We start from the raw sequence: 19,463 nt of genomic DNA on the forward strand, positions 1-19,463 counted from the left end.
CCAATAATTTCGCCTGCTCTGTGTACTTTTTCATGACACCCCCCAATGTTGATGTCCAACATTTCGGGGTCAGATCAAAAATACGCGGACACCATCGCCCTTAATGCTGGAGTTCGGAAGGTGACTTGGCTGGACGCATACCAGTGAGCGCAGTTATATCGATTTGGTCGCCCTGTGCCAGTTTCTGCCAGGGCCTGCCAGTAGCCAGGTAGGCATAGGTTTGGGGCTATCGCGTGCTGGTTTCTCTGGAGCAGTTGCCGCGTGGGCTGGGTTTACACTGCCATCGGCAATAATCCTCGTTTTGTTTGCGCAAGGGATGTCCGCGTGGGGAAATGCATTCCCAAGCGGTCTTTTGCACGGACTTAAGATCGTCGCGGTTGCTGTTGTTGCTCAAGCCGTCTGGGGAATGGCGCGCAATATTTGTACTGATGTGCCCAGGGTAACCATCGCTGTGTTTGCAGCTTGCGCAGCACTCATCTGGCCAAATGCCTGGGGGCAGATCGCCGTGATTATCTGCAGTGCTGTCATCGGTCTGATGCTTTTCAAGCCTGCTCAACAGCATACTGCTGAGCCCCTTCCAATATCAGTTAGCCGAAAAGTAGGTCTGGTATCGTTGGTGGTGTTCTTTGGCTTATTGGTAGGCCTACCATTTTTGATCCAGGTTTGGCCCTCTGAAGCACTAGCTATGACGAATGCCTTTTTCCGAGCAGGGTCATTAGTTTTTGGAGGGGGGCATGTTGTACTACCGTTACTTCAGTCTGCGACCGTATTCAACGGATGGGTAACCAACGACACATTCATTGCTGGGTATGGCTTAGCACAGGCCGTACCGGGCCCGCTCTTTACCTTCGCAGCATTTCTCGGAGCGTCCATGAACGCCCAACCCTCTGGTTGGATCGGAGCTACGGTATGCCTGGTCGCTATCTTCGCACCTTCATTCCTACTCGTAATCGGCGTGCTGCCATTCTGGGAGCAACTACGACATAGTTTTCGCACCCAATCGGCCCTTGCAGGAATTAATGCGGGAGTAGTAGGGCTACTCTTGGCGACCTTATATAACCCAGTCTGGACGAGTGCAATTTTGAAACCTCAAGACTTCAGTTTGGCGCTGATAGCCCTTGTCGCCCTAATGTTTTGGAGGGTTCCCCCATGGGTAGTCGTCTTGGGCAGTGGAATGCTTGGATGGTGGCTCAGCGGTGTACTTTGAAAGCAAGCATCAGCCAAAGGTATCTTGATCTGTAGAGGAGGTTATTGATGTCAGTAGCGCGGATGCTATAGGATCTTATCAGGAGATGGCATTCCTCCTTTAACCGCCTTGTGCTGATGATGCCTACGTGAACCCTGGACAGGGTGCGTAGGTGTGCTTCCCTGTCCCTAATTTAGGACAGGATATGATCTTACTTTTCGTGCTTCGCCCATCTTACAGCGCTGTCCCTCTGCATGCTTGGCCCTCCAGGTTTGGTAAGGAGTGCTCGCCATGCTGAAATCATTGATCGTCATTGCCATCGGCGCCTCAGTTGGTGCTTGGTTACGCTGGCTTTTGGGTATAAAGCTGAACGCTCTATTTCCTACGATTCCTCCCGGGACAGTAGTCGCGAACATGGTCGGGGGTTATCTCATAGGGCTGACCATCGCCTTCTTGGCTGCATCGCCTTCGCTCAGCCCTGAATGGCGCCTCCTGATCATCACCGGATTTTGTGGTGGTCTTACCACTTTTTCTACATTTTCAGCCGAAACAGTCACCTTGATTCAGGAGGGAAAACTGCTCTGGGCGCTTGGCTCAATTTCGTTGCACGTGGTTGGTTCGTTGGCGATGACCGCTGCAGGGCTTCTTTCATACCAAGTGATTGGTACTCGCTGAGGAGATAGACATGAAAGGCTTTATGGTCGTTTTCTTTACTCAACATAACCGTCGCTATCAGGGAATGATGTTAGGCGAATGGATAGTCGATTTGCCAAAAGAAATGAGCCCACTTGGGAGAGATCCGTCCGACGCAACCACTTCTACAACATCGGAGGTATGAACATGAGCTACGCGGACATTCCTGCTGGTAACGCGATCCCCGATGACTTCTTCACAGTTATTGAGATCCCTGCAAACCACTCGCCGATCAAGTACGAGGTCGACAAGCAGAGCAGACAGATCTTCGTTGACCGCTTCCTAAGCACACCGATGTTCTATCCGGCCAACTACGGGTTCATTCCAAATACGTTGAGCGATGACGGAGATCCTCTTGACGTCCTGGTGGTTTGCCCTTATCCCGTCTCACCTGGAGTTGTAATCCGCAGTCGCCCGGTGGGTGTGATGTACATGACTGACGAAGCCGGAGCGGATGCCAAGGTGATCGCTGTGCCTCATGAAAAACTCAGCTCGATGTACAACGACGTAAAGGAGTGCTCAGACCTCCCTGCGCTACTCCTCGCACAGATCCAGCACTTCTTTGAAAACTACAAAGCATTGGAGCTGGGTAAGTGGGTGAAGATGGGGCGTTGGGGGAGCGCGGATGAGGCGCGGGAAGAGATTCGCAAGTCGGTAGCTGCGTATATTCCCAAGTAGGTTTCACTCCAAATTGAAAGCATCCGCCGGGAGTCAGAACTGAGGGGCAAGTGATTTGCCTCTCAGTCGCTCGGGACATCAAATGTCGAGGGAACCACACGCATAGAAAAGTGGATGGCTATGCTGCGCATGACTCAACTCAATCAAAGTCATTCCAGAATATCGGCCTTTGATAACCCACTTATGGGGTCGCGCTAGCATGCATTTGACGATTTCCTATTTGACTAAGGTGATTGGTATATCTGAGAGCTGAATCACCTTTGCCGCGACAGAGCCCAGAAAAATCCCTGCAAGAAAGCCGTTGCCATGTGAGCCTAGGATGATGTTGTTACATCCTAAAGAGTGTGAGCACGCCACGATTTGGCTTGCTGCATCGCCTTGTAAGGTGTGAAGTGTAAATGCAACCCCTTCCTGCTTCAGAAGCACACCAGCTTTTTGTGAGCTCTCAGCACTTTTATCACCGTAGTAACGATCAATCTCATCCGCTCTCATGTCGTGTGCAATTCGAGTTGGTAACAGTGGCTGTACATTCACCAGATGTACCTCAACACTACCGCCCAGTAATCCGCCATCTTGGATTAGCCCAATAAGGTAACGCACTGCGCGCTCCGAGTGCTCGGAGCCATCGACAGCTACAAGTATTTTATGCATTTTCTAAATCCTCTTTCAGTGGCATGAAGATGCTTGTCGTTAGGGAAGGTCTGAAGTACCCGCCGACTTTTGATGCCCTCGCTGCCTGAGGTTCAAAAAAACCAAGTTGATCGAAAAAATCAGACCTTTTTGGCTCTTAATCCATGATTACTTCCAATAATCGTGCCTTTTCAGGGCCATCGACCCTCATTACGCGCGTACCTCGCCCATACCCATCAACCGTTTTCGAACCATCCACAGGTTCGATAAGGCAAACAACGTCGCCTGCTGCGCGATGTTTTTCGCCTGACCACGAAAGCGCACTTTCGTATAACCAAACTGGCGCTTGATCACCCGAAACGGGTGCTCAACCTTGGCCCGCACCTGCGCTTTTGCGTATTCGATCTTGCGGCGCATACGCCCAATCAAACTCTTTTTTCCGTGTTTTTTATAGCTGCTTGGGCGGGCCGCAATCGACCAGATCATCTGGCGATCCTGATGCTCGGGACGTTTGTCCACGCCGGTGTAACCGGCGTCGCCACACACATAAGTTTCCTCGCCATGCAGTAACTGATCGACCTGCGTGACGTCCGCCACATTCGCCGCAGTGCCCACCAGCTATGCACCAAGCCCGATTCGGCGTCGACGCCGATGTGCGCTTTCATCCCGAAGAAATATTGGTTTCCTTTCTTCGTCTGATGCATCTCAGGGTCGCGTTTACCGTCCTTGTTCTTGGTCGAACTCGGCGCGTGAATGATCGTCGCATCGACCACCGTGCCTTGACGCAACATCAAACCACGGTCGCCCAGATAGCCGTTGATGACCTGAAAAATTCCGCCCGCCAATTCATGTTTTTCCAACAAGCGACGGAAATTGAGAATCGTGGTTTCATCGGGAATCCGATCCAGATTCAAGCCCGCGAACTGGCGCAGGATCGTCGTTTCATACAGCGATTCCTCCATCGCCGGATCGCTATAGCCGAACCAGTTCTGCATCAAATGAACGCGCAACATCGCCATCAACGGATAGGCCGGACGACCGCCTTCACCTTTTGGATAATGCGGTTCGATCAAGGCAATCAGGCCCTTCCAGGGCACCACTTGATCCATCTCGATCAAGAAGCGTTCACGGCGGGTCTGCTTACGTTTACCGGCATACTCGGCATCGGCGAAGGACATCTGTTTCATCGGGGCTCAACCGTTCAGTTTGTGCGAGGCAGGTATTTCACCAGATTGGGAAGTCTTTTTCAGAGTTTCCTTAGGGGATTGCCAGCTTGCAATCAGTTCTACTCGGACAGGCGGATTCGAATCTGTTTTTCAATCTCGATGATCGCAAAGAGCGCAACACCGACCCCGATGATAAGTAGGCCATCAAGGAAGGGGATCGCTTCTGTGGCAAACACCTTTTGCAGAGGTGGCGCGTAGGTGATGGCGAACTGGGCCAAGGTAACCACTGCGACGGTCATCCACACGACCTTGGTGCCACGAATGCCCTTCCAGGTGAGCGATGTGCTGTAGAGATTACGAATAAAGAACAGATGGAAAATTTCCATCACGACTAGCGTATTCACCGCGATGGTTCGGGCCAACTCCACGGAGTAGCCACGGTCGAGCGCATACGAAAAAATGCCGTAAACACCACAGAGGAACAGAATAGAAACAAGCACCATATGCCAAACCAACGCACCGCTTATGAGTGGCTCCTTGCGGGAACGGGGCGGTCTGCGCATTGTGTTTTCTTCGGTAGGCTCGAACGCCAATGCGATGCCGAGCGTTACTGCGGTAATAAGATTAATCCACAGAATCTGTATCGCCGTGACCGGCAGTGTAAGGCCGAGGAGCAGGGCCACGATGATGGTCATGGCTTCACCCGCGCTTGTGGGAAGCGTCCAGCTCAGGACTTTCTTAATATTGTCGTAGACTGTACGCCCCTCGCGCACTGCAGCAACGATGGACGCGAAGTTGTCATCAGCCAGCACCAGGTCGGCAGCTTCCCTGGCGGCGTCACTACCTTTCCCCCCCATAGCGATGCCAGCATCGGCACGCTTTAGCGCTGGTGCGTCATTAACGCCATCGCCCGTCATTGCCACTGTCATGCCATTCGACTGCAGCAGCATGACCAACCTGAGCTTATGTTCAGGGCTGGTACGAGCAAAGATATTGACTTCCTTTACCGCCTCCTTGAGGGCGGCATCGTTCATAGAGTCCAGGTCTATACCGGTGAGCACATTGTCGGGATTTTGCAAGCCAATCTGCCGACCGATTGCGGCGGCGGTGCCGCCATGATCGCCAGTGATCATTTTTACGACAATGCCCGCCGCCTGGCATTGTTGAACGGCCTCTATCGTCTCGGGTCTCGGCGGATCAATTAGCCCGACCATACCCAACAAGGTTAGCTTCCCTTGCACGTCCCCAAACTCCAACACGGTGTGCTCTGGCTGAACTGATCTAGCGGCAAACGCCAATACACGCTGCCCCTTGGCAGCAATGGCGTTTGCCTGTTCGTGCCAGTAGTGCGCATTGAGCGGTTCAGTCCCGCCGGCGTTTACGAGCTGCTGCGTACTCATGGCCAGTATTTGCTCTGGCGCGCCCTTCACATAGATAGAGGCATGTCGATCATGATTGTGATGCAGGGTCGCCATGAAGCGGTGTTTCGCGTCAAACGGAATGGCATCGGTTCGTGGCCAGGTACGATGATCTTCATCGCTATCGATTCCAGCTTTTCCGGAAAACGCCAGCAAGGCCCCCTCCATCGGATCACCCTCCACCGTCCATACATCCTCATGCAGGCGCAGCGAGGCATCGTTGCAAAGACCTGCTGCTCGCCCCAATTCTGAGAGCGCGGGGTGAGACGATATGTCGATTAACTGATCGGCAAGATTGATGCTTCCCGCTGGCTGATAACCTGCACCATCAACCGTGAAGATGAGATCGTTCGTCACGACCGATGCCACCATCATTTCGTTGCGGGTGAGTGTCCCGGTCTTGTCAGTACAGATGACGGATACCGAGCCGAGCGTCTCGATGGCAGGCAAGCGACGCACGATGGCGTTGCGGCTAGCCATTGCCCGAACGCCGACAGCTAGCGTAATGGTAAGGACGGCGGGCAGCCCTTCAGGTATCGCCGCTACCGACATACCAACCACTACCATGAAGATCTCGGTGAACTCGTAGTGCCCAACATAATGGCCAAACACGAGCAAAAGGCCGCCGACTAACAAGATCAAGATCGTCAGCCAACGTGCAAAGACGTTCATTTGCTGCACCAGCGGAGTTGTCAGCGTTTCTACTCCAGCAAGTAGCGTACTGATGCGTCCGATCTCAGCTGCTGCTGCGGTAGCAACTACAACCCCTGTAGCTTGTCCGCATGTCACGAGTGTGCCGCTGAACGCCATGCAAGTACGATCACCCAAGGCTGATTCGAGGCCCACTGGCTGGGTATGTTTCTCTACTGGTACGGATTCACCTGTAAGAATGGCTTCTTGAATCTGTAGTCTGTTCGCGTGCAGCAGGCGTAAATCAGCAGGGACTTTGTCTCCCGCCTCCAGCAATACGATATCGCCCGGTACTAGCTCCTCGCCCACAATACTTAAGCGTTGGCCTGCGCGAATCACGGCGGCGTGCGGTGCCAGCATCTGCCGGATAGCGTCCATGGCTTTTTCCGCTTTGCCTTCCTGGACGTAGCCAATGATTGCGTTTGCAATGACCACCGCCAGAATCACCACCGTATCCCACAGATGCTGCAGCATCGCGGTAATCGCAGCGGATCCTAGAAGCACATAAATCAGAATGTTGTGAAATTGCAGCATGAATCGCAGCCAGGCGGGTCGCCGTGCGGCTTCTGGCAAACGATTGAAACCAGTGCGGTCAAGCCGGGCTTGAACTTCGGCGGCCTCCAGCCCGACATGCTCATTGACCTCAAGCAGGTTTGTCACCTGCTCTGCAGGTAGGGAGTGCCAGGCCACGGAATGCGGAGGGATTGGTGTTTGCCCCGTTGATGCGTCGACCACCTGCTTCATCAATGAGTATCTCCTGTGCACACAGCTCAAGTGAGACGGGCTGAGGTGATCATGAGCGAGCGTGGGAATATAAGGCTGAAAACATTATTTTCGGTCTTACATCCTATAGTTCCTTCTAGCTGACAGGAACTATAGATGTAACGCAATCAACCGGTTGGCAATTACTGATGTAGATCAAACTATCAGCAGCAATTAATGTGACAAAATGTTTTGGTGAGAAGTTTAATCTTCTAGATTTTTATCTAATATTGCATGCAGCCGAGCACTGCGCGAAGCAAAAACGGGGAGGCATAAATACTACTGCTGCTTTTAAGAAAACTCTGTTTATTCACTATATGGCATGCAGTTTTTGCAATATTCCTGTGTTGCCTTGTTAAACCCGGAATATTAATGCCTTCAACTTAATCCCAGTTATGCATAGCGCCCTAACTTGATTTAGCTACGTTATCAACCTGGGACTCTTCCAGCGCCTCCGGTGCTTCTAGCAGCTCGGTAATAACGCTGAAGTCACTCACTTCAACGGCACCTAGCCCATAGCCAAGCAGGTGGAACGAGAACGCTTTACGCGGCTGCGTATTATCGAAGCTGAAGTCCATCTCCAGCGGCTGATCGGCAGTGACGACCATTTCTGCTGGCAGCCCCAGTGGCACATCCTGCTCCAACTCCTTGGCTTTCAGCAGGATGTAGGCGTTCTGCTGTGGATCTAAAGAGCGCACGGTCAGGCGCACGCGTGTTTGTGAGCCCTTGGGCATTTCCAGATACTGAGCACCGATCAGGTTGTCAGCCCAGTCATCCTTGATCTGTGCCTGAAGCGGGATGATGGTGGGACTGCCGAACTGGTAGTGCTGGTTCAACGGTGTCCGGATCAGCGAATGATCCAGCGCCGAGGCTTTTGATGTGATTTCTCGTGCTCGTTTGCCCCCGTACTGTCCAGCAAGGGTAGCGTGGTCGGCAATGAACCCTGCGCTATTGTAATTCCTGCAACGCTGTTGAAAGTCACACTCGATCAAGGTGCCTTGGCCATCGTGATAACGCAGCTTGTCGTTGGTGAACGACATGATCTCGCGGCCTGTTTCATAGTCACGAAACAGCGAGCGACCGCTCAAGGCTGAGGGGACAGGTAAGGCGAAATAGTCGAGTATTGAGGCACTCAGATCGACATGCCCGTAGACCCCAGACTTTACCTTGGGCAACTGATCCTGCTCGGGCGCTAACATCAGATTGAAACCCCAAGAGGAAGCTAGGCGCACTCCATCAATTCCGTGAGATTCGTCCGAGGTGATCACCACCAAGGTGTTTTTCAAGATGCCTTGGCGTTCCAGGCCGTTGAGGAATTGCCCTAGGGCATCATCCAGATATCCGACGGCAGCCTGCTTGGGTGTGTCGTAGCGCTCAAGATAGTCCTGAGGGGCCGAATAGGGTTGGTGGGTGCCAACGGTCAGCAGGGTCAGCATCCATGGTTTATTCTGCTTTTTCAGCTGGCCGACGTAGTCGAGTGCCCCTTCGAAGAACGCCTTGTCGTCTTTGCCCCAAGGAAAATCTAGATAGTTGCTATTGGTGAACCATTCCAAGCCGTGGGTAGCATCGAAGCCAATGTGCGGCATGATCTTGTCTTTGGCCATGAATCTAAGGCCTGCACCCTGAAGGTAGTGCGTGGCGAATCCGTTCTTGTGCAGTTGGGCTGGGAGGCACGCCTTGTTCCGTTCGTTCTGGGTCAACATCTCAACCCCCTTGGGCGTTCCGTTGTCCAGTTTGTCGTAATCGCCGCAAAGCATAGCGTAAAGGCCGCGAATGGTTTGATGGCTATGCAGTACATAATCCGGCGTATTCATTCCGCGTTCTGCCCAGCGACTGAGGTTGGGCATGAGATTTTCTTGATAGCTGCTGTGCAGGGCTTGGCGGTTGATGCCAACGTAGGCACCAGGAATACCTTCCAGCGCGATGATCAACACATTTCGCGCACGCCCTGGTGCCGCGAGCAATTTCTGTCCGTCCAGATCGAGTTGAGTAAGCCCCGTCATTTGCGGTGGGACATCGACAACATCACGCTCCAGCCACTCTTCTGCGCTTGCCTGAACATCGCCAACGCTCGCGGCCATCAACTGATGTGGCAGGTTGAACAAGCGCCACTGGTCTTCTTCTGAGGGGTACAGGTGCTGAGCCCCCCAATGGGTGATCAACAGCAGTAGCGGTGCTGCCCACGCGTTTCGTGGCAAGCTCGGAGACGTAGCGGAGCGTCCTAGGTACTGCGTGACCAGCCAAATCACCAGCCCAAGAAACAGAGTAGCGGCCAGCCAAGGCTGGGCGAAACCACCCCCGGTAGAGTTTTCCAAAAACTGAGGGTCGATCAGGTAGTGCAGGTCTAATGAGTTGGGAAGCCTACCGACCGCGCTGACCAGTTCGGCAGTCGCCAGAGTCATAAGCCCCCATGCCAGCAATACCGGTAGCGCTAACCACCAATGACAGCGATGCAAGAGTACGATGAGCAGGCTCGCAATTCCCAGATCTGAAAGATAGCCAAGTGGATTCGACCAACCCAGAGCTGCACGCAGGCACAAAGGCATGATCAGAACCAGTCCGATCAAGGCGATGAGACGTGCACGGGGTTGACTTAACCAGCGATGGATAACGTTCACGCAAAGGCCTTCCAGACATTAAATCTTCATATAAGTGTGCTGGATGGTATCAAGCAGTGGGACGACTCATCGGGTTATTCGAAAAGGAGACGGTGGATCGAGTCAGTGACGGCATTGGTGCTTGGACGTAAGCCCTATTTCAGAGGCTTGCGTTGAGGAATGCTCGCTGACTATGCCCTTCAGCATTAACTGTTTCAGGCTGTTTAACCCCGCCGCGCATGTATGGGCCAAGTGTTAATATATTACCTTTCAAGTGATCCAAAGGACGTTGATGACTAATCATCAAGCTAAAGCCGAAACCCCTAGAGCAGCCGCGATTCTGGCTCGCTTCCTGTCGTCGGAGTCCGCTGGCGGTCTTGTGCTGATGGGCGCAGCACTCGCGGCACTAATCGTGGCCAACTCGCCTCTCTCGCAAAGTTATTTTGCAGCCTTGCACAGTGTCTGGTTGGGCATGTCTGTCGAGCATTGGGTCAATGATGGCTTGATGGCGATCTTCTTCCTGATGGTCGGACTCGAGATCAAGAGAGAGGTTCTGGCAGGAGGGCTCTCCACTTGGGGACAGCGCGCCTTGCCTGGATTTGGTGCCGTCGGTGGCATGGTTGTGCCTGCGCTTATTTACATCGCAATCAACTGGGGTAATTCTGAGACGTTGAAGGGGTGGGCTATTCCAGCCGCTACCGACATCGCATTCGCCTTGGGCGTCTTGTCGTTGCTGGGGAAGCGAGTCCCTACGTCGCTGAAGGTCTTCCTCGCTGCCTTGGCGATCATTGACGACCTGGGTGCTGTGGTTATCATCGCCTTTTTCTACACCACTGGTCTTTCCATGCCGATGTTGCTGGCATCGCTCGCAACCCTGGTCATTCTGATCGTAATGAATCGATTGGGCGTCAGACGATTATTCCCATATATGCTGGTCGGTGGTGTGCTGTGGTTCTTCGTGCTGCAGTCGGGGGTGCATGCCACTCTTGCGGGTGTTGCCGTTGCACTGTGTGTCCCAATGGGCAAGCCAGAAGAGGAAGCCAGGTCTCCACTGCTCTTCCTAGAAGAGAAGCTGCACATGTGGGTAGCATTCGCTGTGGTGCCGATTTTCGGCTTCGCCAACGCGGGTGTTTCATTGGCCGGTATTTCGATGGAAAACCTAGTCGATCCGGTTCCGCTGGGTGTTGCGCTCGGCTTGTTGGTGGGCAAGCAGATTGGCATTTTCCTATTGGCTGCTCTGGCCATTCGTATGGGCTTGGCCAAACTGCCGGAAGGCAGCAATTGGGGACAGCTTTACGGCGTTGCGCTCTTGTGTGGCATCGGCTTTACCATGAGCCTGTTCATCGGAAACCTGGCGTTTGCTGGATCAGCTCACCTGATCGACGAAGTAAAAGTCGGTGTGTTGATCGGTTCGACCTTGGCTGCAATCGGTGGAGTCCTGATTTTGCGACGCAGCGCTGGGCCCGCCATTGTCGCCGCCACGGTCTCTAAATAAGCGTAAGCGAGCCGGCCACGGAGTTTCTCCCAGACAGAAATCCTGTGGCTGGAACATCGTCTCGCGAAGTGAGGTCATCGTGCTTTACGCCACAAGCTGCTGAGATAGCCCCTCAAAGGCTGATTGGCGGCATCAACTCGGACGCGACTTTTTTCAGCATGAACGTTTCGCGCTGAATTGACTGCCCCATCGATGACTCCTGACGCTGCATCACGGCTTCATTATGCGTTATGGCTTCATGCAGGTTGATCCAGACAGGCCGCATACCATTAGCGATTTCGTGGCTTTCCATTCTCACGGGCTCTAGCTGGGGCGCGACTTCGCATTGATAAAAATGCGAGGTCATGTGCATCAGATCGTACTGTGGCTTCCAGTAGGGCCGGTACTCCTCGATATAACCGTAGTGCTGGAGTACCTGTATTTCACGGGCACCAGTCTCTTCCTCAAGCTCACGCCTCAGGCCTGTGACAATGTCCTCGTCACCATCAAGACCGCCTCCAGGAAAGCTGAAGTCGTTATAGCGCTCGGTGAACAGCAACAGGATCTGATCATCCCGAATCACGATGCCGCGTGCTGCATGTCGACGGAATACTCTGCCCTGTTTGGATTTCAGCTCGGGGTGAACAATTTCAGTTATGAGTTGCATGTGGTCTCGTTACGGCAAGATCAGTAGTCATCGTCCAGGGTGGCCACGGCATTTCCGCAGTTCTGGAAATACTGTGGCCAATGGAATTGGCTCAGCGAAGCAGCAATACGGGTAAAGTGGATGTTCGCAGCATCGTCGTGGTCGTGCTGCCTACCAGAAACTGCCTGATGCGAGAGTGCCCGTACGCCCCCATGACCAAGAGGTCAATGCCTTGCTCTGCCTGATATGCATGAAGTACCGACTCCACTTCGCCTGGGCGGATCTCGGCATGCACCAACGAGCCAGAAGAGGCAAATGTGGCTCGTGCTTTCTCCAGCTCGTTCTGATTTTCTTCAGAGTCCTTACCAACCATGACGATATGAATTGGCAGGCCTTCGCACAGCGGGCTTGAAGCAATCATCTGTACGGTCTTGTGGCCTGTAGCGCTGCCGTCAAATGCCACCATGACCGTTTCAGGTTTCCTGAAATGGCTGGTTGTAATCAGGATGGGGCGGTGGATAGTTCGGACTACCGCTTCAATCTGGGTGCCAAGACTTTGGGCACTGCGCGTGCTGTCCTCACCGACTCTTCCAATCACCAGTAATCGAATATCGTCTTGGAGATCGCTCAGGCTCTCGACGAGATGGCCATGGCGCTGCTTCAGATCAGGTGACATGGCGCCAGAGAGGACTGTTCGCTCGCGAGCTTTTTCAAGCATGTGCTGCCCATGCTCCAAGGCCAGTTTTGCACGCTGCGCATCCAACGTGGCCAACTCCTCCATTAGATGTTCTCTGCTACCGAGACCGATATTGCCGCTGAGGTCTGCGGATGCAGGATATTTCTCCTTATCCAGCACATGAAGCAAGGTCAGGGGAGCGCTGAGTCGTTGCGAGGCCCATGCTGCGTAATCGCAGACCGCCAATGAGGATTGTGAGTTATCAATGCATGCCATTACGTGGGTCATTGTCGTTCTCCTTAGTGGCTCATGAGCTTGTCGATGGCACCGGGTTTGTCATGCACACCGAAGCGGTCAACGATTGTTGCGCTGGCTTCATTGAGACCGAGCACTTCAACCTCAGCGCCTTCACGACGGAACTTGATCACGACCTTATCCAGCGCTGCGACGGCAGTGATATCCCAGAAATGCGCCTGTGTGAGATCGATGGTGACTTTGTTGAGAGCTTCCTTGAAGTCAAAGACTTCAGTGAACTTGTCCGCAGAGCTAAAGAACACCTGGCCCACGACGTGGTAAGTCCGATGCGATTCCGTCTCTTCCAGAGTGCTCTTGATATCCAGGTAGTGCCCAACCTTATTGGCAAAGAACAGCGAAGCCAGCAACACACCTACCAGTACGCCATAGGCTAGGTTGTGAGTGGCCACGACGACCACGACGGTCGCCACCATCACGAGGTTGGTCGACAGCGGATGCTTTTTCAGATTGCGCAAGGAATCCCAGCTAAACGTGCCGATGGACACCATAATCATCACAGCTACGAGTGCCGCCATAGGGATTTTGGAGAGCCATTCGCCAAGAAACACCACCATCAGCAGCAGGAAAACGCCGGCGCACAATGTTGAGAGACGGGTACGACCACCGGATTTCACGTTGATGATCGATTGGCCGATCATGGCGCAACCTGCCATGCCGCCAAGCATGCCGGCAGCGATGTTGGCCACACCCTGGCCTTTGCACTCGCGGTTTTTATTGCTGGTGGTATCGGTCAGATCGTCGACGATGGTCGCGGTCATCATTGACTCGAGTAGACCCACTACGGCCAAGGCAGCCGAGTACGGGAAAATGATACGCAGGGTTTCAAAATTCAGCGGTACTTCAGGCCAGAGGAAGATCGGGAGCGTGTCAGGCAGTTGGCCCATGTCACCGACGGTGCGGATATCCAAACCGAGGTAAATGGCGACGGCAGTCAGCGTCAGGATGCACACCAACGGTGACGGAATCAGCTTGCCGATCTTCGGTACGTATGGGAACAGGTAGATGATCCCGAGGCCTGCTGCGGTCATGGCATAGACGTGCCAAGTGACATTCGTAAGTTCCGGCAACTGCGCCATAAAAATCAGAATCGCCAAGGCGTTCACAAAACCCGTGACCACAGAGCGAGAGACAAAGCGCATAAGTGAACCTAGCTTCAGGTAACCCGCGAGAATTTGAAGTACCCCACAGAGCAACGTGGCTGCAAGCAGATACTGAAGTCCGTGCTCTTTAACCAGAGTAACCATGAGCAGTGCCATGGCGCCGGTAGCCGCCGAGATCATGCCGGGACGACCACCGACAAAGGCGATAACAGCACAGATACAGAAGGAGGCGTAAAGTCCGACCTTTGGGTCAACGCCGGCGATGATGGAAAAGGCGATGGCTTCAGGGATCAGCGCAAGTGCGACTACGAGCCCCGCGAGCACATCTCCACGGACGTTGGAAAACCACGTTTGTCTAAGTTTTTGCAGCATAGAAAATATCCAAGGCAAAGCATCGCGCACGCCAAGGGAATGGCGAGCGAATCGATACAAATTCAAATTTTGAGGATTTTTTTGCTGTGTGCTTAAGGCGTATAACCAGGCGTACAGCAGTGCGCACCCGCGAGCGAGGCTAGCGGAAGCAGGTTGTTGCGAGGGGGCGTAGCGCTAAGGCGGCGTAGGCTGCCAGTAGATCGTTTGGAGTACAGTCATGCTGATGTTCCTGTAGCTCAAAGGTATGCAGAGCCAGCAGTATACAACGAAGCCGACGTCAATGGCGACCTGCTGCCAAGCTCCGCATGAGCTACGCCAGATACAGGCTTAGCCAATGGATATACCTGCGGGCAAAGGCTTTACTTTCCATTCGTTCTAGTTCGAGCTGATTTTTGTGCGGAGGGGTGAGTTGGCCAGACGGTTACATTAGATCTACCACAGCCTCATGCCTTTGGAGATTGATGGTTGCCCCTGACGCATTCATGTAGGGTGTTCTGCAGTCAGTGATGGAGCGAGAGCCGCATCGATCAAGCGTGCATTAGGCACGTCTCGGCGCAAGTCTTCTTTGGCACCCTCAATTGCGTCATGTGCAGAGGGCGCTTCACGGGTGAACTCCAGAGCTAGGCGCCATGGCTGACGATCATCTGCTAGCTGCCGCAAGCGCCGTCTTCGATGGCCTGCTCGCTGGGTTTGAGAAAGAGGAACAACCCAATGAGTAAGGTTTTGGAATCAGAGGCTGAAGAGGATCTATCAAGGCCTGAGCCGATCAGTTTGCGTGAGGCATTCTGGTTCTGGCTAAAGATTGGTTTCATCAGTTTTGGTGGGCCAGCAGGGCAGATTTCGATCCTGCACCAGGAACTGGTGGAGCGCAGGCGCTGGATTTCTGAGCGCAGATTCCTGCATGCCCTCAATTATTGCATGTTGTTACCTGGGCCAGAGGCTCAGCAGTTGGCGACCTACATTGGCTGGCTGATGCATAGAACTTGGGGAGGTGTGATCGCCGGAGTGCTGTTTGTACTACCCTCGTTGTTCATCCTGATCGCGCTGTCCTGGATGTACATCGCCTTCGGCGAAGTACCCGTGGTGGCTGGGCTCTTCTATGGGATCAAGCCCGCCGTGACAGCCATCGTAGTGCAGGCGGCACACAGGATCGGTTCTCGGGCGTTGAAGAATAACTACCTGTGGGCGATAGCGGCGGCTTCATTTACGGCAATTTTCGCATTCAACGTTCCATTCCCGTTGATCGTTCTGAGTGCTGCTTTAATCGGCTATATCGGAGGGCGTCTGGCGCCCGAGCAGTTCAGAACTGGGGGGCATAGCGCTGCCAAAAAGTCCTTCGGTTTAGCCTTGATTGATGACGATACCCCGTCTCCGGAACATGCACGATTCAGTTGGTTGAAACTGGCATTGCTAGCCTTGATCGGAGCGGCACTATGGGCACTACCTATGGGGATTTTGACTGTTCTCTTTGGTTGGGAAGGCCCTTTGACCCAAATGAGCTGGTTCTTTACCAAGGCCGCGTTGCTGACCTTTGGTGGGGCCTACGCTGTGCTCCCGTATGTCTACCAAGGTGCGGTAGGTCATTATGGCTGGTTGACCCCAACACAGATGATAGACGGCCTGGCGCTTGGGGAAACCACCCCTGGGCCACTGATCATGGTGGTGGCTTTTGTCGGTTTCATCGGCGCCTATGTTCTGCAAGTGTTCGGTGCCAATCATGCATTTCTCGCGGGAGCCGTCGCAGCGACTCTAGTGACTTGGTTCACATTGCTGCCTTCGTTCTTGTTCATTCTCGCTGGAGGCCCTCTGGTGGAGGCGACTCATAACGAACTCAAGTTCACCGCACCGCTCACAGGGATCACCGCTGCAGTGGTTGGGGTCATTCTAAACTTGGCATGTTTCTTCGGCTACCACGTGCTATGGCCCAAAGGGTTCAGCGGCACCCTAGATTGGCCCTCTGCCTTGATCGCAATTGCTGCGGCTATTGCTTTGCTCCGCTTCAAGCGCGGCGTAATTCAGGTGCTGATAGCTTGTGCATTCGCTGGTCTGACTGTGCATCTGCTGCGCTAGAATTCCGATTGATCAACTATTCTCGAGGGGACATATTGGCTTGCTTATGCTTTCCCTTTCCTCAAGCCTTTCAGCCGCAAAATTGCCCTCTGAACAGCGGCCATTTTTTCTGGTCGCTTCATACGTTTCCACTTACGAATGTCATCCTTACTCCGCCCACAACTCACGCACAGATCGCCACTGAGCTGGCACAGATGCACGGATTCTCAATATCTTTAGCCAAAGCTGTTACCTCGCACCGCACACGGTTGCGCTAGGCGCCTATGTAGGGGATGTACATTGAGTCATTATCAAAAAACGTGATCGAAGAGCCAACGAAGGGGCCGTCGGGCCCCATCATGGAGCGCTACTTTGGAGAGGCGGCACGAAACTCAACGGTGAGGTGACTCACTTCGTGGACGGGCTTTAAGCGCTCACGAATCCGATGCGCTTGGTCTGGATAACCTTCTCCCGGTTTAAGAAAGTAGGTCATGCGCATCGTGCTGAAATCTAGCTCACTCAAGGGATAGAGAGTCAACACCTTGCCATTTGGAACATGGTGTCTGTCAGACTGACATTTGGTTTGCCCAACTGATTCGCTGGAAATTTAAACTTTTTAGTCGCTTACATAACAGGAGTCATAACATGTTGCCATCGGCAAGGCACGCAACCGACCTCTTTGTTTTTATTCGTAGTCAACAGGCCACGCGGGTAGGCTTATTATAAAGGTCGTATGGCCGTCTATGGATACACATCCAACTTTTCCTTCATGGACGTCAACCAGTGATTTGACGATTGCCAAACCTAATCCCGCATTGTTCGTAGCACCTTCTCTCCGTGCAGGATCAACTCTGTAAAAACGGTCAAACAGCCTAGGCAGATGCTCTGACGCTATCTCCTCACCGGGATTTACCACTGACAAGTTGATCATTCTGCCATACGGCTCGATTTTCACAGAGATCGTAGAGTCTGGTGGGGCATACCTGAGCGCATTGGACAGCAAATTAGAAATAACCCTATCCAACATAGTCACGTCACCGTAAACAGCACCATCCCCATATGCTTGTAGCTTTAGTCCTGTGTCGTCTGCCAGCAGTTGGTAATACTCGAAGAGTTTTTCCACGACCGAACGCAACTCGACTTTCCCTTTAGCAGGTAGAACCAGACCGTTGTCCGACTTTGCCAAGAAAAGCATGCCATCGATAATGCTGGAAAGACGATTCAGATCTTCCAGGTTGGAGTAGAGATTCTCTTCATAATCCTCTGGCGCCCGTTTCCTTGTAAGGATGACCTCGGTATGCGTGCGCAGACTGCTAATAGGAGTACGCAGTTCGTGCGCAATATCGGCTGAAAAGTTAGACAACCGAGCAAATGACTCTTCAAGGCGAGCCAGCATAGCGTTGAACGAAGTGACAAGGAGCTCCAGCTCGCGAGGCACAGAGTCCATAGGGATACGCTCTTTTAGCGATCCGGCAGACATAGAGGCGGCGACTTGTGTCACCTGTGCGACCGGCTTCAGCCCGCTGCGCGCCACTAACCAACCTAACCCTGCGCTGATCAAGGCACTAATCGCCAGGCCGATCACCAACCACCAGCGCAGAGTTTCAACGAAATGCATATGCCTTGTGATGTCTAGATTCAGCCACGCAGTCATTGGCTCAGCTTCATTCGCCAAATGAACTTGGGCTTTCATACCTCGATAAACATGGCCTCCAGCTGTCCACTCCCACATATCATTCCCGAGGTCTCCGGAGGAGGTAGATGGATGTCCAACTGCATTTGAAGTCGCGAAGAATGTCTTCCCTCCCATCGTAGTGATAGAGGCTGAGAGTTCCTGGTGTGCACCAAGCAAAGCTTGTAATTGCAACACAACTTCTGATGGCGCCGCGGAACCAGCCTCGCCATCCATGATTTGCCGAATGGATTCGAGCTTTTCCGTCATCGCTTGACGGTCGAGCGCTTTGAAATGATGTCTACTAAACGCATCGAAGGTAAAGCCTGCTACAACCAGCACGGCTACCACGGCACAGACAAACATCATGCTCAAACGGAAGGTAAGAGATACACGCTTCATTCAGTATCCGGCGCATCTAGCATGTAGCCCATTCCCCTGGTGGTCTGAATCAGCTTGGTGTCGAAATCATCATCGATTTTGGCCCGGAGCCGGCGAATTGCGACTTCGATCACGTTGGTATCACTGTCGAAGTTCATATCCCAAACCTGCGATGCGATCAGTGATTTTGGCAAGACTTCTCCTCTGCGGCGCATCAGCAACTCTAATAGCGAAAACTCCTTGGCAGTAAGGTCAATGCGTCGACCTGAGCGCGAGGCCCGTCGCTTCAGAAGATCTACCTCCAGATCCCCGATCTTGATAGATGTCTGGTTTGGTACAGCGGAACCACGGCGAAGCAGGCTTCTGACGCGAGCAAGCAGCTCTGAAAATGCGAAGGGTTTAACTAGATAATCGTCCGCACCTAACTCCAACCCTTTGACCCTGTCATCAACTCCGTCCCTGGCCGTCAGAAACAGCACAGGAACTGAGCTCCCGGCTGTACGCACAGATCGAATGACCTCCCAACCGTCCAGGCCCGGCATCATTACGTCTAGGATCAGAAGATCGTAGGTCTCATTTAGCGCTTGGTGCAACGCCTCTGTTCCCGTAACAACTCGGTCGACAGTGAAGCCAGCCTCCACAAGACCCTGCTGTAGGTACATTCCGATTTTGGGTTCGTCTTCTGCGACCAAGAGTTTCATGTACGGGTTCCGGTTTGCGGTGTTCTAGTGTGCTACCAATCTGACAACTGTGCGCAAGCTTACATAAATGTAATTGCCTCAACAGCCAACGGATCGCCCAAATGCCACGACAGGTCGGTATGTGATGGGTTGGATGAAGTGAATTGTCAGGCGGCTTACAAAAATGTAATCAGCGATATGAGCTTTTTGCGCTTAACCTACCTAAAGCCACTGCGGAAGGACGACGGCTGGCCCAAGGCTAGGGCTTGCTTACTAAA

General features: G+C 53.1%; 13 protein-coding genes, 3 pseudogenes and 1 riboswitch. Of the genes and pseudogenes, 6 read left to right on the forward strand and 10 right to left on the reverse strand.

From position 1 onward, the window contains the following. Positions 1-142: 142 nt before the first annotated feature. From chrA (GHO42_RS18390) to ppa, 4 genes and pseudogenes are all read left to right on the forward strand, one after another. Positions 143-1,207, forward strand: a pseudogene (chrA, locus tag GHO42_RS18390) (chromate efflux transporter); the annotation flags it as partial. A gap of 72 nt (positions 1,208-1,279) precedes the next feature. Continuing rightward, positions 1,280-1,340: riboswitch (Fluoride riboswitch) on the forward strand. Positions 1,341-1,477: 137 nt separating this feature from the next. Then, on the forward strand, positions 1,478-1,861 hold the full coding sequence (crcB, locus tag GHO42_RS18395) for a fluoride efflux transporter CrcB (RefSeq protein ID WP_019822688.1): 384 nt from the start codon (positions 1,478-1,480) through the stop codon (positions 1,859-1,861). A 10-nt stretch (positions 1,862-1,871) separates the two neighbouring features. Then, on the forward strand, positions 1,872-2,024 hold the full coding sequence (locus tag GHO42_RS26485; RefSeq protein ID WP_371926195.1) for a hypothetical protein: 153 nt from the start codon (positions 1,872-1,874) through the stop codon (positions 2,022-2,024). Positions 2,025-2,026: 2 nt separating this feature from the next. After that, on the forward strand, positions 2,027-2,557 hold the full coding sequence (ppa, locus tag GHO42_RS18405) for an inorganic diphosphatase (RefSeq protein WP_153328448.1): 531 nt from the start codon (positions 2,027-2,029) through the stop codon (positions 2,555-2,557). 216 nt (positions 2,558-2,773) lie between these two features. Here the strand turns inward: ppa and GHO42_RS18410 are convergent, their stop codons facing one another. The 4 genes and pseudogenes from GHO42_RS18410 to GHO42_RS18425 form a co-directional block, all read right to left on the reverse strand. Further along, positions 2,774-3,208 carry a universal stress protein gene (locus tag GHO42_RS18410; RefSeq protein ID WP_095019788.1) on the reverse strand — a complete coding sequence of 145 codons (435 nt, stop codon included), beginning with the start codon at positions 3,206-3,208 and terminating at the stop codon, positions 2,774-2,776. A gap of 189 nt (positions 3,209-3,397) precedes the next feature. Continuing rightward, positions 3,398-4,374, reverse strand: a pseudogene (locus GHO42_RS18415) (IS5 family transposase). A gap of 98 nt (positions 4,375-4,472) precedes the next feature. Next, positions 4,473-7,205, reverse strand: a complete 2,733-nt coding sequence (locus tag GHO42_RS18420) for a cation-transporting P-type ATPase (protein ID WP_153328450.1) — start codon at positions 7,203-7,205, stop codon at positions 4,473-4,475. 425 nt (positions 7,206-7,630) lie between these two features. Next, positions 7,631-9,841 (reverse strand): LTA synthase family protein, encoded by a 2,211-nt coding sequence (locus GHO42_RS18425; RefSeq protein ID WP_178126999.1) that lies wholly within the window; start codon positions 9,839-9,841, stop codon positions 7,631-7,633. A gap of 271 nt (positions 9,842-10,112) precedes the next feature. Between GHO42_RS18425 and nhaA the strand changes: the two genes are divergently transcribed. After that, positions 10,113-11,315 carry a Na+/H+ antiporter NhaA gene (gene nhaA / locus GHO42_RS18430; RefSeq protein ID WP_153328454.1) on the forward strand — a complete coding sequence of 401 codons (1,203 nt, stop codon included), beginning with the start codon at positions 10,113-10,115 and terminating at the stop codon, positions 11,313-11,315. Positions 11,316-11,427: 112 nt separating this feature from the next. On the opposite strand, the gene GHO42_RS18435 is transcribed toward nhaA, so the two are convergent. The 3 genes from GHO42_RS18435 to GHO42_RS18445 form a co-directional block, all read right to left on the reverse strand. Then, positions 11,428-11,961, reverse strand: coding sequence for an NUDIX hydrolase (locus tag GHO42_RS18435; protein ID WP_153328456.1), 534 nt, complete (start codon positions 11,959-11,961; stop codon positions 11,428-11,430). Between the two features lie 91 nt (positions 11,962-12,052). Continuing rightward, a complete protein-coding gene (locus tag GHO42_RS18440) occupies positions 12,053-12,904 on the reverse strand; it encodes a universal stress protein (protein ID WP_153328458.1) in 852 nt (283 codons plus the stop codon). Between the two features lie 11 nt (positions 12,905-12,915). Further along, entirely contained in the window at positions 12,916-14,403 is a 1,488-nt protein-coding gene (locus GHO42_RS18445) for a SulP family inorganic anion transporter (protein WP_153328460.1), read from the reverse strand. A 711-nt stretch (positions 14,404-15,114) separates the two neighbouring features. Here GHO42_RS18445 and chrA (GHO42_RS18450) point away from each other — a divergent pair. Further along, positions 15,115-16,473, forward strand: a complete 1,359-nt coding sequence (gene chrA, locus GHO42_RS18450; protein WP_153328462.1) for a chromate efflux transporter — start codon at positions 15,115-15,117, stop codon at positions 16,471-16,473. 44 nt (positions 16,474-16,517) lie between these two features. On the opposite strand, the pseudogene GHO42_RS18455 reads toward chrA (GHO42_RS18450), so the two are convergent. The 3 genes and pseudogenes from GHO42_RS18455 to GHO42_RS18465 form a co-directional block, all read right to left on the reverse strand. Beyond that, a pseudogene (locus GHO42_RS18455) lies at positions 16,518-16,696 on the reverse strand (DUF1289 domain-containing protein). Between the two features lie 441 nt (positions 16,697-17,137). Beyond that, the gene (locus tag GHO42_RS18460) at positions 17,138-18,526 is read right to left on the reverse strand and encodes a heavy metal sensor histidine kinase (RefSeq protein WP_153328464.1); all 1,389 of its coding nucleotides are present in this window, start codon (positions 18,524-18,526) and stop codon (positions 17,138-17,140) included. After that, on the reverse strand, positions 18,523-19,206 hold the full coding sequence (locus tag GHO42_RS18465) for a heavy metal response regulator transcription factor (RefSeq protein WP_153328466.1): 684 nt from the start codon (positions 19,204-19,206) through the stop codon (positions 18,523-18,525). The genes GHO42_RS18460 and GHO42_RS18465 overlap by 4 nt, the downstream gene beginning before the upstream one ends. Positions 19,207-19,463: the final 257 nt, after the last annotated feature.

Source organism: Pseudomonas sp. FSL R10-0056, from assembly GCF_009600105.1.
Taxonomy (GTDB): Bacteria; Pseudomonadota; Gammaproteobacteria; order Pseudomonadales; family Pseudomonadaceae; genus Aquipseudomonas; species Aquipseudomonas bubulae.

What these genes read in the sequence shown, in the direction of transcription:
- crcB (WP_019822688.1), top strand. Translation starts at nt 1,478, where the DNA reads ATGCTGAAATCATTGATCGTCATTGCCATCGGCGCCTCAGTTGGTGCT.
- GHO42_RS26485 (WP_371926195.1), top strand. Translation starts at nt 1,872, where the DNA reads ATGAAAGGCTTTATGGTCGTTTTCTTTACTCAACATAACCGTCGCTAT.
- ppa (WP_153328448.1), top strand. Translation starts at nt 2,027, where the DNA reads ATGAGCTACGCGGACATTCCTGCTGGTAACGCGATCCCCGATGACTTC.
- GHO42_RS18410 (WP_095019788.1), bottom strand. Translation starts at nt 3,208, where the DNA reads ATGCATAAAATACTTGTAGCTGTCGATGGCTCCGAGCACTCGGAGCGC.
- GHO42_RS18420 (WP_153328450.1), bottom strand. Translation starts at nt 7,205, where the DNA reads ATGAAGCAGGTGGTCGACGCATCAACGGGGCAAACACCAATCCCTCCG.
- nhaA (WP_153328454.1), top strand. Translation starts at nt 10,113, where the DNA reads ATGACTAATCATCAAGCTAAAGCCGAAACCCCTAGAGCAGCCGCGATT.
- GHO42_RS18435 (WP_153328456.1), bottom strand. Translation starts at nt 11,961, where the DNA reads ATGCAACTCATAACTGAAATTGTTCACCCCGAGCTGAAATCCAAACAG.
- GHO42_RS18440 (WP_153328458.1), bottom strand. Translation starts at nt 12,904, where the DNA reads ATGACCCACGTAATGGCATGCATTGATAACTCACAATCCTCATTGGCG.
- GHO42_RS18445 (WP_153328460.1), bottom strand. Translation starts at nt 14,403, where the DNA reads ATGCTGCAAAAACTTAGACAAACGTGGTTTTCCAACGTCCGTGGAGAT.
- chrA (WP_153328462.1), top strand. Translation starts at nt 15,115, where the DNA reads ATGAGTAAGGTTTTGGAATCAGAGGCTGAAGAGGATCTATCAAGGCCT.
- GHO42_RS18460 (WP_153328464.1), bottom strand. Translation starts at nt 18,526, where the DNA reads ATGAAGCGTGTATCTCTTACCTTCCGTTTGAGCATGATGTTTGTCTGT.
- GHO42_RS18465 (WP_153328466.1), bottom strand. Translation starts at nt 19,206, where the DNA reads ATGAAACTCTTGGTCGCAGAAGACGAACCCAAAATCGGAATGTACCTA.